We start from the raw sequence: 14650 nt of genomic DNA, 5'->3' as shown, positions 1-14650 counted from the left end.
AAATAGTTTGAATCGGGAGGACAAAAAACAGGCAGCGCTTGGATATGTTTTTTTGCTGCCGTCGCTCGTCATGTTTGCGGTATTTATGTTTTATCCGCTTTTTTACACGCTGTATTTGAGTTTTTTTGAGTGGAACATGGTAAAGCCGGTCAAGAAGTTTGTGGGACTGGGGAATTATATTTCCGTTTTGAAGGATCCGAATACATGGAAAATCTTTGGCAATACATTCTGGTACATCGTGATTCTTCTGGTGTTTAACTTTGTGATGCCGTACATTTTATCATTCATTCTTTCGTGCGTCATCAAAAAGGGACAGAGTTTTTACAAGGCGGTCTTTTTCCTGCCGAGTGTGATTTCGCTGGTCGTCGGCTCGATTCTGTATACATGGATTCTGAATCCGATTTCGGGTCCGGTCGCGATTGTGGCAGGCTGGTTTGGGCTGAAACTGCGTTTTGGTCGAAAACGGAGGGCTGGGTCATCGCGGTACTCTGTATTATCACGACCTGGAAGACGTTTGGCTACAATTTCATCAACATCCTAGCGGGCGTCTCCGGTGTCTCAATGGAGGTCATCGAGGCGGCGCGTCTGGAAAATGTGCCGATGTGGAAGATTTTTAAGGATATCGTCGTGCCGATGAGTTCTGCAACTGGAATCTATGTGTTTATTACGACGATCGTGCAGGGACTCCAGTATGTGTTCACGCCGATCAAGGTCGTCACACAGGGAGGACCGAACTATGCCAGTTCGAACCTGATTTATATGTCGTACCATGAGGCGTTTACACTCTATAAAACAGGAACTTCCTCGGCGGTATCGGTCATGACGATGGCACTCTTTATCATTCTTTTGGTGCTGGAATTCCGGTTTGTAGAAAAGGGGGTTTACTATGAAAACTAAAGACAGACAGATCGGCTGGCATCTGTTTCTGGTGGTGGTCGTTTTCCTCCTTCTGATGCCGATCGTATTTGCAATTTCCAACTCTTTCAAGACGATGCAGGAGGCGTTCAACACGGTTTTTCAGGTGATTCCGCTGCATCCGACGCTGGAAAATTATCGGCATGTATTTGACAAACTGCCGTTTGTGAAAATCACGCTGAATACGTTTCTGATCGCATCGACGGTCACGATTTTTAAGACAATCACGGGACTTCTGGCGGCGTATGCGTTCGTCTATTTCCGGTTTAAGGGAAAAGGATTTTTGTATTTTATTATGTTAAGTACGCTGTTCATCCCGTTTACGGTCACGATGATTCCAAATTATCTTCTGATCTCTAAAATCGGTCTGCGCGATCGTATCTGGGGCGTCGCACTGCCGCAGCTGGCGGATGTGCTGGGAATTTTCCTGCTGCGCCAGGCAATGCGTGGAATCCCGCTGGCACTCATTGAGGCGGCACGGATGGAAAATATCCGGCACATGAAAATCATGCGCGACATTGTGATTCCGCTGGTGCGTCCGTCCATCATTTCCACCGGCATCATTTTCTTTATCAATTCGTGGAATGAATATGTGTGGCCGGTGCTGATCTTAAAATCCAAGGAAAATTATACGCTGTCGCTGGCATTGCAGATGTACATCAGCGCCGAGGGCGGTACGGAATTTACGATCGCGATGGCGGTGTCGGTGCTCACGATGCTGATTCCGCTGGTACTGTATATCATTTTCCAGCGCTATATCATCAATACATTTGCGGCGTCTGGATTGAAGGGATAATGGGAGATTGCGCTGGACATAAGAAAGGGATAGATTAATTCAATGAAAAATATTGTATTTGAAAATGTTAAAAAAGCGTATGGCAAAAATGTGGTCGTGGAGGACCTCTGCATGGAGGTAAAGGAGGGCGAACGCCTGATTTTATTAGGTCCGTCCGGCTGTGGAAAATCGACGACACTTCGCATGATTGCGGGACTGGAAAATGTGACCGCCGGAAACCTGTGGATGCGCGACCAGGTGGTAAATGATGTGCCGTGCGGCGAGCGCGGTGTCTCGATGGTGTTTCAAAACTATGCGCTGTTTCCGCATATGAGCGTCAAGAATAATATCATATATGGTTTAAAAGCGCACAAGATGGATGAGAACGAGATCGATGCGCGCTTAAAAGAAGTCCTCAAAATGCTGGAACTGGAAGGGCTGGAGGATCGGAAGCCGAAGGAGCTTTCCGGCGGACAGCGCCAGAGAGTGGCATTGGCGAGAGCCGTGGTAAAGCGCGCCGACTATTTCCTTCTGGACGAGCCGCTGTCAAACCTGGATGCACAGCTTAGGATGCGTGCGAGAAAAGAACTGGTAAAAATCCATGAAATGTACCACCCGACGTTAGTCTACGTTACGCACGACCAGATCGAGGCGATGACGGTTGGCGATCGGATCGCGCTCATGTACCGGGGCAAGATGGAAATGCTCGATACCCCGTCACACGTGTACAATCGTCCGGCAAGCGTGTTCTGTGCGAAGTTTATCGGTTCGCCGTCCATGAATATCGTGGAGGCGGAATATCATAACGGGGCGCTTGTCATCGGGAAGCAGAAGGTAGAACTTCCGGGTATCTGGCAGCGGATCGCCGCGCAGTGCCCGTCGGGACTGCTGTACGCCGGTGTCCGCCCGGAACACGTGATGATGAGCCGCACCCCGCAGGAGCGGTCGATCGAGGGCATGGTCCGTTACGTGGAGGATTACGGAAACCGGTACGGTGTTTATATTCAGGTCGAGGGAGACAAGAACGAGCTGATTGCCATCCGCGAGGGCGAGATTCCACAGCCGGGTGAGAAGGTATACATCCATGTGGAGACGGAAAAGCTGCATCTGTTTGACCGCGGGACGGAGAAATCGCTCGGTTACCCGGAGATGGTGATCCGCGCACAGGAAAAGCTGGCGGTGCCGAAATTGGAAAAGGCGATCGCCCAGTAAGAATAGAGATAATAGAGCGAAAAAAGTGTTTTCAAAACAAGATTATGAACGTATATTTTGAAGAGGAGACATGCAATCATGAGAAAAATTCTTATCAGCACTAATATGTATAAAGGCAGCGAGTTCGGTCAGGTTCTTCCGTATCTCAAACGGTTTCCTGGACAGGTGGGAGTCGAGGTGTTTCCGATGTTTCATGAGGAATGCTTTGAGAAGAACCTGCGGGACGCCATGCCGCTCTTAAAGGAAGTCCCGGTCAGCTTCCATGGTCCATATTATCAGGCAGAGCATTCGGCAGCGGAGGGGACTGTAGAGTATGCGCGCACGATGGAGCTGCTTGAAAAGACGCTTTCGTATGCGAAAGAGCTTTCAAGCAAATATCTCGTTTATCATCACAACAACTGCCGCATCATACCGGGCGAGAAGGAAGACCGCGTCCGTGTTTCCTGTGAAAATTATTACACCGTGAAACAGCTGTGTGAGGAGGCGGGAACCCAGGTGGTCGTGGAGAATGCCGGAGTTCTGGAGCGCGGAAACCGTCTCTTCGATGAGCAGGAATTTATCGATCTGTGCCGCCGGGAACAGTATGCGGTGCTCATCGACATCGGGCACGCCTGGGCGAACGGCTGGTCGCTTAAGCGGGTCGTAAACGCGCTGGCGGACCAGATTGTGGCGTACCATCTCCACAACAACGACGGTGTCCACGACAGCCATCAGAGGATTCATGAGGGAACACTTGATTTTGACTGCTTTTTAAAATTGGCAAAGCAGGCGACGCCGGATGCCGAGTGGGTCATGGAGTATGCGATGGACGTTTCTGGAAATGTGCGGGGGATTGAGGAAGATCTGCAGTTTCTTTTGAAAATGGGAAGTGCTGCACGATGACACAGTGGCAGTGAATTTTGCCGAAAAGCCCCGCCTTGTCAACTCTTAAAAAAGCTGATATACTGGACATAAGATTGTGAGAAAAGATGTCCGGAGAGAACATCCGGACACGGTAAAAATGAAATTTGACAGCGGGAAAGGAACGGCAGGATGTTTCGTCTTTGGGGAAAAATGATGAAGGAAAACCGGATGCTTAGGGATATTGTGATCAGCAACGGTGATTATACAATGTCGAGAACGGCGATGGTGTTTGACGCGATCGACCAGATTTGCTATGCCTTTGATCTGGGGCATCCGGTCTGGCTGGATAAGACGATCGAGGAGTTCAAACGTCACGATAAGGCGCGTTTTACCCAGGACAACTTTATCGAGAGCATCGATTTCGATTATCTGGAGATACAGGTGCTGGAAGAATAAAGGGCAGGCAGCCGTTACAAAAAGACAAAGACCGGGAGGGGCGAGATGGCACAGGCGATAACGGATGTGAAAACATTTCTGGAAGACGCCAGACAGGCAGTGGTGGAGCTGGCGGAGTTTGAAAAACAGGAGGAGACGCTTGCTCAGGAAGAGAAAAAGCGTCTGCGCGTGCTGGAGACGGAGCGGAAAGCGGTGGCGGATGCCGTGAATTCGACCGTGAAAAAGCGCCGGGATGAGATTGAAAAAAGCTATGACGATGAGCTTGGGAAGCTGCAGGATAAGCTGAAACGCACGCGGACACGCCGCGAAAAGGCGAAAAACCAGGGCATCAAGGAGCGGATTAAGGAAGAAACGCAGGAGCTTCACGCGCACAACCGAGAGCTTGCCGTGCGGATGCGGACGCTGTTCCAGTCGGATCGTGTTCCATTTGTCTGCAAAAGCCCACTGTACTATGCGCTGTATTTTCCGAGGGGATTCAAAGAATTTCTGACGGTGTTGATTACCTTTGCGATCTGTTTCCTGTTGATCCCGTGCGGCATCTACAAGCTGCTTCCAGAACAGAAGACTTTATACCTGGCGATGATCTACGGCGTGGATGTGGTTGTTTTTGGCGGACTGTATATCCTGATTGGAAACTGGACGAAGGATCGCCATCTGGCGGCGCTGCAGGAAGGACGTTCGATCCGCAGTCTGATCGCGGCGAACAACCGCAAGATCGCGGTGATCACCTCCTCGATCCGTCGGGATCGCAGTGAAGCGCTCTACGATCTGGAAAAATACGACGATGAGATCTCCCAGATGGAGCAGGATCTGGAGGAGACGGCGAAGAAGAAAAAGGACGCATTAAACACCTTCGAAAATGTGACAAAAACCATCCTGACCGATGAGATCACCAGCAACAGCCGTGCAAAGCTCGAACAACTCAAAGAAGGCCATCAGGAGGTCGAGAGCCGCCTGCACTATACCGAGACGGTAATCAAGGAAAAGAGAATCTTTATCACAGATACCTACGAGTGCTACTTAGGCAAGGAATTTCTGAATCCAGAAAAGTTGGACGCGCTAAAACATATTCTGGATAACAGCACAGCCGTTAATTTAAGCGAGGTCATCGCAGAGTACCGCGAACGCGGCGGAAAGTAAACTGTGGAAATTATTTCATAAAAATAAATAATTAGATATAGGAACAACCAGAAAAAAGATGTGACACCGGGCGCTGTAAAGCTGCCTTCTGTCACATCTTTTTTCGTCCGTGTATATATCCTTCAATTTTCGCATAATTTCCTGCCACCCCGCCTATAATAAAGGTAAAACAACCCCTGTCCAACAGGCAGGGAGAAAACAGGACGGTGTGGGAGATGAACAGACGGGGACGCAGCCGGTTCGGTGGCAGTCCGGAGATATATTACTACAATTCAGCCCGCCGGGACGCGGTGGGAGAGCTGGCAGGGCAGTTAAGTGGGCTGATTCAGGAAGAAATGACCCGAAGGCATAAAAAGAAACTGGTTTTCCTCTGCATCGGCACGGATCGCTCGACCGGAGACAGTCTGGGACCGTTGATCGGATATAAACTCAAACAGGAACGGCGGCGCGGTACGCTGGTATTCGGAACACTTGATCGCCCCGTGCACGCGATGAACCTGGAACATTACGCGCAGGTTTTAAAAAATGGGTACCCGGATGCGTTGGTGGTGGCGGTCGATGCCTCGGTTGGCGATGAAAACCATATCGGCTATGTCACGCTGGGGCGTGGGGCTTTAAAGCCGGGGCTTGGCGTCTGCAAGGAGCTTCACGCGGTCGGAGATCTCTTTATCACCGGGATCGTGGCGGGCTGCAGCCATTACGATCCGATGATGCTGCAGAGTATCCGCCTGGCACTCGTTATGCAGCTGGCAGACTGCATCAGCGCGGGGATCGGGCTTGTCGAAAATTTTTGCCTGGATGCTGCCTCCGTTTGACAAATTTTGCATGCAATCGGCGTTATGATAGGCGGAAAGAAATTCATCATACTCCTGAAATTACGGAAAATCATGTTACTGTATTTGAGCAGGTATTTTCAGCACTGAAAATGCTGCACGGTGCAGCAATCAAATCATGGAAGCAAGTACAGACCCGGTTTCAGGAGAATCTATCATAGCGGGGTGAACATATGGGAGAATATTCTGGTTCCCGCGCAGAACTGCCGAAAAATATCCGGCAGATCGGCGAGCGGGATGAGGTGGTCCGGTTGTATGTGGAGGATTATGTAAACACGTATTTGAAACAGGTATATCCATCCGGCGGACCGGGACTCCGGGTCGGGCTGCTGCTCGGAAATTCGGATCCACAGCAGGAGGTTCCGTGCCTCTTTGTGGACGGGGCGCTGGAGATGGAGGAGGTTGTGCCGTCCGGGGAGAAGATTGTCTTTTCGGAGGCGGCATGGAAAAAGGCATACCAGCGGATGGAGGAGACATTTCCGAAAAAGACCGTGCAGGGGTGGTTTATCTGCGGCGCGCCGGGGTGTATGTTAAGTCCCCTGACCTACTGGCGGCTGCACAAGCAGTATTTCGGTGGGAAAAACCAGCTCATGTACATAAACAGCGGTGTGGACGGTGAGGCGGCATACTATGTGATGTCGGAGGACGGGTTTTACCGTTTGAAAGGATATCATATATACTACGAGAAAAACCAGATGATGCAGGACTATATGATTCTGCGGAAGGACGCCCGCCGGGTGGAGACAGGCACCGGCGATCGGGTGATCCGCGATTTCCGTAACCGGATGGAAGAGCGGCAGCAGGAGGCGGCGTCGCGTTACGGGACGATCCGGGCGCTGGGGACGCTGTGCGGCGTGCTTTCGGTCGCGGTGCTTGCCGGCGGCGTGGTGCTTTTCGGCAATTACCAGAAAATGCGCGAGATGGAGAGTGTGCTGGTATCCGTCCTCCCGGATGGTGTGCGGGGCACTGCGGACGGGAAAGAGGCGGTCACGGTGGAACAGCTCCGCGGTAGTGTGACGCCGCTTGAGAGCAGCGATGTGGATGCAGACGGAACAACAGCGGAAAACGGAGGACAGGCGCATAAATGGACACTTGAGAGCGCGGCGGATGGAGATACAGAGGGCACTGCCATAGCAGGCAGACAGAATGGACAGGCTTCCGGCGGGCAGAGCGAAGAGGACGGAAAAATGGCGGAGACGAAAGCCCCGTACATTTTGCCGGAGCCGGAGGCACAGCGCGACCTGCCGAATCCGGGCGGCAATTCGACGGCGGGACAGGACTATCCGGTCACAAACTTGAAGCCCGGCGGCACGTACACGGTCGGGGACGGGGAGACACTCTATGGGATCTGTTTTAAGCTTTATGGTAATATCCGTCATCTGGACGATATCCTTGCGGTCAACCATCTGACCGATGAAAACCGCATTATCGCAGGGCAGACGCTGGTGCTGCCGGATGTGTCCGGAGAATAGCAAAAAGATAATGCCAAACCATCTAAAATAGTGTATAATCAAGATGGCAGTCCAGCTACAGGAGATAAAAAAATGAGTGAGATGAACCGATTGAACGGGAACAGAAGAAAAAGCAGCTGAGAGGGCGTGTGATCGACACCGCCACGCAGGACATGTTTCCCCGCCGGGGCATAAGCCACGGGGAAAATGAGGAAGAGGTGGCGGAGAAAGCCGAGCGCCATTCCAGACGGAAACGTCTCCGCAGGGTGCTGACGGCGGTGTTAATCTCGGCGCTTTTGGCGGCTGGTTTTATGTATTATAAAGATAACCATGCCTACACGGACTATACGGTAGCGTGGGAAAAAGAGATTGCGGCGAGTGAGAGCAGCACGACGGAATTTGTTCCATTTGGGGAAAATGTCCTGAAATATACGAAGGACGGAGCTTCCTATCTGGACAAGTCCGGCAAGGCGGTCTGGTCGATGAGTTATGAGCTGAAATCACCAATCTGCTATGTCAACGGCGATTATGCCGTGATCGGGGACCAGCAGGGCAATGATATTTATATTGTGGACAAGACCGGAAGCCAGGGACAGGCGACGACGCTTCTGCCGATCCTGCGCGTCAGCGTATCGGCATACGGCATCGTGGCGGCGCTGGTGGAGGACAGCAATGCTTCGTATGTGACCTTTTTCAAGAAAGACGGCAGCGAGCTTGACTGGGCGATCAAGACGGTTATGTCGGGAAATGGTTACCTGATGGACGTTTCCTTATCGCCGGATGGTACGCAGGTCATGCTTTCCGACCTGTATCTGCAGGACGGGGCACTCAAAAACCGGATTGTATTTTACAATTTCTCCGAATATGGAAAGAATTATCCAGACCGTCTGGTCGGAGGTTTTGATGAGCTGGGAGACAGCATCTGTCCGCGCGTCCGGTTTCTCGACGAGGATCACGCGTGTGCATTTGCGGATGATCAGGTGGCATTTTTCTCTTTGGAAAATGTAACAAGCCCGGCGCTGGTGCGCCAGGCGGAGATCGACGGGGAAGTCCGTGGCGTGGCATGGTCGAAGGACTATGTGGCGGTCATCTCGGACAACACCGAGGGCGGAAGTGAGAGCCGTTTGAGCATGTTTAAATCCGATGGAACCGCTATGGGTACGGCAGATTTCTCGTATTCGTGGCGTAACATAAATATACAGGGCGATTTCGTCATCCTAAATAACGAAAATTCCTGTCGGGTCTACAGTCTGTCCGGCAAGGAGCGGTTTGCCGGGGAGTTTGATTTCTCTGTGGCGCAGGTAACACGCGGCCGCGCGTTCAATTCATTGATTATCAGCGGCGGCGACCGGATGCGCGAGATCCGCCTCAAATAACACACGTTTAGTTTTTAAAATTAAGATACATAGCAGGAGGTTACTTATGAATCAGATTGACACATTATCCGTAAACGCGATCCGGATTTTATCCGCAGACGCAATCCAGAAGGCAAATTCCGGTCATCCGGGACTTCCGCTGGGATGTGCAGCAGCGGCTTATGAACTGTGGGCACATCATATGAACCATAACCCAGCTAACCCGAAGTGGGAGAACAGAGACCGTTTCATCTTATCCGGCGGTCATGGTTCCATGCTGCTGTACTCTCTGCTGCACCTGTTTGGCTACGGAAATCTTTCCAAAGAAGATCTGATGAACTTCCGCCAGTTAGATTCCAAGACTCCGGGACATCCGGAATATGGTCATACCGTTGGCGTTGAGGCGACGACCGGTCCGCTGGGCGCAGGTATGGGTATGGCAGTCGGCATGGCGATGGCTGAGGCACATCTGGAAAGCGTATTCAACAAAGAAAATTATCCGGTAGTTGACCATTACACCTATGTATTGGGCGGCGACGGATGTATGATGGAAGGCATTTCCTCTGAGGCATTCTCTCTGGCAGGTACCCTGGGACTTTCCAAGCTGATTGTTCTCTATGATTCCAACCGCATCTCCATCGAGGGAAGCACCGACATCGCATTCCGTGAGAATGTACAGGAGCGTATGCAGGCATTTGGTTTCCAGACGATCACTGTAGAAGACGGCAATGATATCGACGCGATCGGCAAGGCGATCGAGGCTGCAAAGGCAGATACCGAGCATCCGTCCTTTATCACCATCAAGACGCAGATCGGCTTCGGCTGCCCGGCAAAACAGGGCAAGGCGAGCGCACACGGCGAGCCGCTGGGCGTGGAGAATGTGGAAGCACTCAGAAAGAACTTAAACTGGCCGAGCGAAGAGCCGTTCTTCGTACCGGAAGAGGTATACAAAAACTACTCCGAGATCGCAGAGCAGAAGGCAGAGGTAGAAGCTGCATGGAACGTGATGTTTGCCGCTTACTGCGAGGAATATCCGGAGATGGAAGCGCTCTGGAACCAGTATCACAATGCAAAGGCGGGCGAGGCGCTGAAAGATGACGCCGGATTCTGGGCAAAACAGGAGAAACCGGAAGCAAGCCGTGCGATCTCCGGACGCCTGATCAACTACATCAAGGATGTTCTGCCGAACCTGTTTGGCGGTTCTGCTGACCTAGCACCGTCCAACAAGACTAACATGAAGGATGCGGGCGACTTCTCCAAGGAGGACAGAGCTGGACGTAACCTGCACTTCGGTGTCCGCGAGCTTGCGATGGCAGCGATCGGAAATGGCATCATGCTGCACGGCGGTCTGCGTGCGTATGTATCGACCTTCTTTGTATTCAGTGATTACTGCAAACCGATGGCAAGACTGTCTGCACTGATGGGCGTGCCGCTGACCTATGTATTTACGCATGACAGTATCGGCGTTGGTGAGGATGGACCGACCCATGAGCCGATCGAGCAGATGGCAGCGCTGCGTGCGATGCCGAACTTCCATGTATTCCGCCCGTGCGATGCGACCGAGACAGAGGCAGCTTGGTACAGTGCTGTTACTTCCGAGCACACACCGACCGCACTGGTGCTGACCAGACAGAATCTGGAGCCGATGGCAGGCAGCAGCCGTGAGGCATTAAAGGGCGGCTACATCATCGACGACTGCGAAGGCACACCGGAGTTAATTCTGATTGCCAGCGGTTCCGAGGTAGCTCTGGCGGTTCATGCAAAAGAGACTCTGGCAGCAGAAGGTCAGAAAGTCCGCGTTGTCTCCATGCCGTGTATGGATCTGTTCGAGGAGCAGAGCGAGGAGTACAAGGAGTCCGTACTTCCGAGAGAAGTACGCCGCCGTGTAGCAGTAGAGGCGCTTGGAGCTTCGGCTGGGACAAGTACACCGGCTTAGACGGCAAGATCATCGCGATGGAAAGTTTCGGCGCCAGCGCACCGGCAGGGCTTCTGTTCAAGAAGTTCGGCTTTACCGTTGAGCATGTGGTAGAGGTGGCTAAGAGCCTGAAATAATGCTGATTTTGGTAAAAAAATAAGATAAAAGACAGGCACCTGTCTGTCGGCAGAAAAGAATGCGGTACCGCTTAAGCAGAAATGCGCCTTTCTCCGGCAGGCAGGTGTATTTTGCTTTCCAAACCTTGCAAAACGGGGATGCATTGCGTATAATAAGAGCCAGCGCAGAAAAAAGATGAGGGCATAGAAGAAAGGCTGCCGGTGCAGCCGTAAGGGAAGGGATCCAGACATGGAAAAAAAATGTATTGGGATAGACGTCGGCGGAACGACGGTTAAGATTGGTATTTTTGAGACGGACGGAACGCTTGTTTATAAGTGGGAGGTTCCGAGCCGCAAGGAAGAGAATGGGGCGTACATTCTTCCGGATGTAGCCGCTTCGATCAGGAAGAAATTGAACGAGCAGGGAATCCCGATGGACGCCGTGATCGGCGCAGGTATGGGATTTCCGGGTCCGGTGCAGCCGGACGGCTATGTGGAGGTCTGCGTCAACTTGGGATGGCGCGATCTGAACCCGCAGAAGATTTTGAGTGAGTTATTAGATGGAATGCCGGTCCGCTCCGGTAATGATGCTAATGTGGCGGCGCTCGGCGAGATGTGGCAGGGCGGCGGCAAGGGCTGCCATGATATCGTGATGGTGACGCTGGGAACCGGTGTCGGCGGCGGCGTGGTACACGATCAGAAGATCGTTGCAGGACGCCACGGACTGGGCGGCGAGATCGGTCATATCCATATCCGCGAGGGCGAGAAAGAAACCTGCAACTGCGGCGGACACGGCTGTCTGGAACAGGTAGCGTCCGCGACCGGTATCGCCAGGGAAGCGAGGCGGAAGATGGCGGCAAAGCCGGATGCGTCGGTGATGCGTGCCTACGGTGATGCGATCACCGCAAAAGATGTGCTGGATGCGGCAAAAGCCGGGGATGCACTGGCGCTGGAGGTTATGGACACCGTGTGCTATTATCTCGGATGGGCGCTGGCGACTATTTCGATGACCGTGGATCCGGAGATTTTTGTCATCGGAGGCGGCGTGTCAAAGGCGGGGACTTTTTTAACGGATTGGATTGACCGCTATTACCGTGAATTGACCCCGATCTCTGAGAATAAGGGCGAGGTTCGCCTGGCAACATTGGGAAATGACGCAGGTATCTATGGGGCGGCGAGACTGATCTTAGATTAGGCGTAACTGTGAAGGTGCTGAACAGTTACGATTAGACGCCTTGTTTTGAGTGACAGAGTGCAGGGTAAAGGGGCTGGACGTTTGAAGAAAATAGGGATAGAAAAACGTTCAGATATGCCGAAAAATGCTGTAGACAAGAGGAGACCCCGGAGCGGTCAAGCATCCGGGGCAATTATGAAAAATCTATGTGCAAAATCACTATAAAACAAATTTGAAAAGTGAAATCTTTTATGCTTTTAGTATAAAAATAAGATATGAATAAAATATGAACACCGTGTAAACAGATTATGAAAATTGGCGATTTTGTACAAAAAAGTTTCATGAATCAGAGGTTTCTCTATCAAAACAGAGGATAGAAAGAAAAATGGCAGAATTTGCAGCGCACGGTGCGAATCAGGAGGAAAAAATGGCAGCAGAAAAAGCAAAGAAAACGATTGTAATTGGACATAAAAACCCGGATACGGATTCGATTTGTTCTGCAATCGGCTATGCGAATTTCAAAACACTTCAGACGGGCGGCGAATATGTACCGTGCCGTGCTGGAGAACTGAACCCGGAGACGACCTCGTATTGGATTACTTTAAGGTAGATGTGCCGAAACTGATTAAATCCGTTAAAACGCAGGTCAAGGATGTTGAGATCCGCGAGACTCCAGGTGTTTCCAAGAATATTTCCCTGAGAAAAGCATGGAACCTGATGCAGGAGGACGGTCTGGTAACACTTCCGGCTGTTACCGATAAGAATATACTGGAAGGTCTGATCACAGTCGGCGATATCACCCGTTCTTATATGAATGTATACGACAGCAGCATTCTTTCCAAGGCATGCACCCAGTATGCAAATATCATCGAGACCCTGGAGGGCGCGATTTTTGTTGGCGATGAGAAAGCGTACTTTGATAAAGGAAAAGTCCTGATTGCGGCAGCTAATCCGGATATGATGGAATATTATATTGAAGAGAACGACCTGGTTATCCTCGGCAACCGCTATGAGTCGCAGCTGTGCGCGATCGAGATGGGTGCAAGCTGTATTATCGTGTGTGAGGGCGCTGGCGTTTCCATGACGATCAAAAAACTGGCACAGGAGCGCGGCTGTACCGTCATCACAACTCCGTATGATACCTACACGGCAGCCCGTCTCATTAACCAGAGTATGCCGATCAGCTATTTCATGAAGACTGAGAAGCTGATCACCTTCGATACAGATGATTTCATCGATGATATTAAGGATGTGATGGCAAGCAAGCGTTTCCGTCATTTCCCGGTACTCGATAAAGAAGGCAAATACAAAGGCCTGATTTCCCGCCGTAATTTACTGGGTGCGCGCGGCAAGAACGTGATTCTGGTCGATCACAATGAGCGCGGCCAGGCGGTAGACGGCATCGAGAATGCCAATATCCTGGAGCTGATTGACCACCATCGTCTGGGTACTGTGGAGACAGTCGGACCGGTATTCTTCCGTAACCAGCCGCTGGGCTGTACGGCAACGATCATCTTCCAGATGTACCGTGAACAGGGGCTGGAGATCGACAAGACTATCGCGGGTCTGCTCTGCAGTGCGATCATCTCCGACACGCTTCTGTTCCGTTCCCCGACCTGCACACCGATGGATCGGGCGGCAGCGGTTTCTCTGGCTGAGATGGCAGGCATCAAGCTGGATGAGTTCGCAAATCAGATGTTTGAGGCAGGCAGCGAGTTAAAGGGCAAGAGTGATGCGGAGATTCTGTATCTGGATTTCAAGAAATTCTCAGCTGGAAAGACAAACTTCGGCGTCGGTCAGATCAACTCCCTGAATGCAGAGGAGCTTGGAAAGCTGAAGAACCGTATGCTGCCGTTTATGGAGAAGGCGCGTGAGGACGAAGGTCTGGATATGATCTTCTTCATGCTGACGAATATTCTGACGGAGACGACCGAACTTCTCTGTGTTGGACAGGGGGCGGCACAGGTTGTGGCAGACGCGTTCCACGTAGGCGACGCAAATGAAGAGCTGAAGCAGACGGCAACACTGCCGGGCGTTGTTTCCAGAAAGAAACAGCTGATTCCGGCACTGACTGTGACATTGGAGCAGTAAATCAGGTGACGGTGCGCGGGCGGGATTGTTCCATACGGAAAATCCAGTGATAGTTCGTGCAGGGCAGGAAGGTCGGACGGAAAGGAAGGATACCATGACATTTGTATATCCGGCGGTTTTTACGCCTAAGAAAGATGGAAAAGGGTATGACGCATATTTTCCGGATTTGGAGTGCTGCGAGGCAGAAGGTCCGGATCTGGAGGATGCGGTGGAAAATGCGCGGGATGCAGCGTACAACTGGATCAGCCTGGAACTGGAGGAAGAGGGCGATCTGCCGGCACAGACGCATATTGATGATATGAGCCTGCCGGAGGGAAGCATGGTGAAACAGATCATGGTCCGGATCAAACTTCTCCCGGACAATGATTAAGGAG

12 protein-coding genes and 2 pseudogenes are annotated in these 14650 nt (G+C 51.6%); all 14 read left to right on the top strand.

Annotation, left to right across the window (positions count from 1 at the left end):
- Positions 1 to 7 precede the first annotated feature (7 nt).
- The 14 genes and pseudogenes from DWX91_RS17440 to DWX91_RS09925 all read left to right on the top strand — a co-directional run bounded on the left by DWX91_RS17440 (position 8) and on the right by DWX91_RS09925 (position 14646).
- Complete coding sequence (locus DWX91_RS17440) at positions 8 to 541, top strand: carbohydrate ABC transporter permease (protein WP_243099022.1); 534 nt, start codon at positions 8 to 10, stop codon at positions 539 to 541.
- Entirely contained in the window at positions 430 to 897 is a 468-nt protein-coding gene (locus DWX91_RS17435) for a carbohydrate ABC transporter permease (protein WP_243099019.1), read from the top strand. Before DWX91_RS17440 ends, DWX91_RS17435 begins: the two co-directional genes overlap by 112 nt.
- The gene (locus tag DWX91_RS09980; RefSeq protein ID WP_022360021.1) at positions 887 to 1711 is read left to right on the top strand and encodes a carbohydrate ABC transporter permease; all 825 of its coding nucleotides are present in this window, start codon (positions 887 to 889) and stop codon (positions 1709 to 1711) included. Before DWX91_RS17435 ends, DWX91_RS09980 begins: the two co-directional genes overlap by 11 nt.
- A 42-nt stretch (positions 1712 to 1753) precedes the next feature.
- Positions 1754 to 2902 (top strand): ABC transporter ATP-binding protein, encoded by a 1149-nt coding sequence (locus tag DWX91_RS09975; RefSeq protein WP_117796609.1) that lies wholly within the window; start codon positions 1754 to 1756, stop codon positions 2900 to 2902.
- Between the two features lie 78 nt (positions 2903 to 2980).
- The gene (locus DWX91_RS09970) at positions 2981 to 3784 is read left to right on the top strand and encodes a sugar phosphate isomerase/epimerase family protein (RefSeq protein WP_227589700.1); all 804 of its coding nucleotides are present in this window, start codon (positions 2981 to 2983) and stop codon (positions 3782 to 3784) included.
- Between the two features lie 150 nt (positions 3785 to 3934).
- The gene (locus tag DWX91_RS09965) at positions 3935 to 4201 is read left to right on the top strand and encodes a hypothetical protein (protein WP_107001749.1); all 267 of its coding nucleotides are present in this window, start codon (positions 3935 to 3937) and stop codon (positions 4199 to 4201) included.
- Positions 4202 to 4246: 45 nt separating this feature from the next.
- A complete protein-coding gene (locus DWX91_RS09960) occupies positions 4247 to 5341 on the top strand; it encodes a hypothetical protein (protein ID WP_117796611.1) in 1095 nt (364 codons plus the stop codon).
- A gap of 215 nt (positions 5342 to 5556) precedes the next feature.
- Positions 5557 to 6156, top strand: a complete 600-nt coding sequence (gene yyaC / locus DWX91_RS09955; protein WP_118472972.1) for a spore protease YyaC — start codon at positions 5557 to 5559, stop codon at positions 6154 to 6156.
- Between the two features lie 191 nt (positions 6157 to 6347).
- The gene (locus tag DWX91_RS09950) at positions 6348 to 7646 is read left to right on the top strand and encodes a LysM peptidoglycan-binding domain-containing protein (RefSeq protein WP_117796612.1); all 1299 of its coding nucleotides are present in this window, start codon (positions 6348 to 6350) and stop codon (positions 7644 to 7646) included.
- Positions 7647 to 7774: 128 nt separating this feature from the next.
- Complete coding sequence (locus DWX91_RS09945) at positions 7775 to 9001, top strand: DUF5711 family protein (RefSeq protein WP_243099016.1); 1227 nt, start codon at positions 7775 to 7777, stop codon at positions 8999 to 9001.
- Between the two features lie 46 nt (positions 9002 to 9047).
- Positions 9048 to 11032 (top strand): annotated as a pseudogene (gene tkt, locus DWX91_RS09940) (transketolase).
- A 229-nt stretch (positions 11033 to 11261) separates the two neighbouring features.
- Positions 11262 to 12206, top strand: a complete 945-nt coding sequence (locus DWX91_RS09935) for an ROK family glucokinase (protein ID WP_107001744.1) — start codon at positions 11262 to 11264, stop codon at positions 12204 to 12206.
- Between the two features lie 406 nt (positions 12207 to 12612).
- Positions 12613 to 14276: pseudogene (locus DWX91_RS09930) on the top strand (putative manganese-dependent inorganic diphosphatase).
- 94 nt (positions 14277 to 14370) lie between these two features.
- Entirely contained in the window at positions 14371 to 14646 is a 276-nt protein-coding gene (locus DWX91_RS09925; RefSeq protein ID WP_118293722.1) for a type II toxin-antitoxin system HicB family antitoxin, read from the top strand.
- Positions 14647 to 14650 lie beyond the last annotated feature (4 nt).

Origin of the sequence: Clostridium sp. AF22-10, from assembly GCF_003478725.1 — a bacterium.
Classification (GTDB): Bacteria; Bacillota; Clostridia; order Lachnospirales; family Lachnospiraceae; genus Otoolea; species Otoolea fessa.
This window is presented reverse-complemented; position numbering and strand designations above follow the sequence as displayed.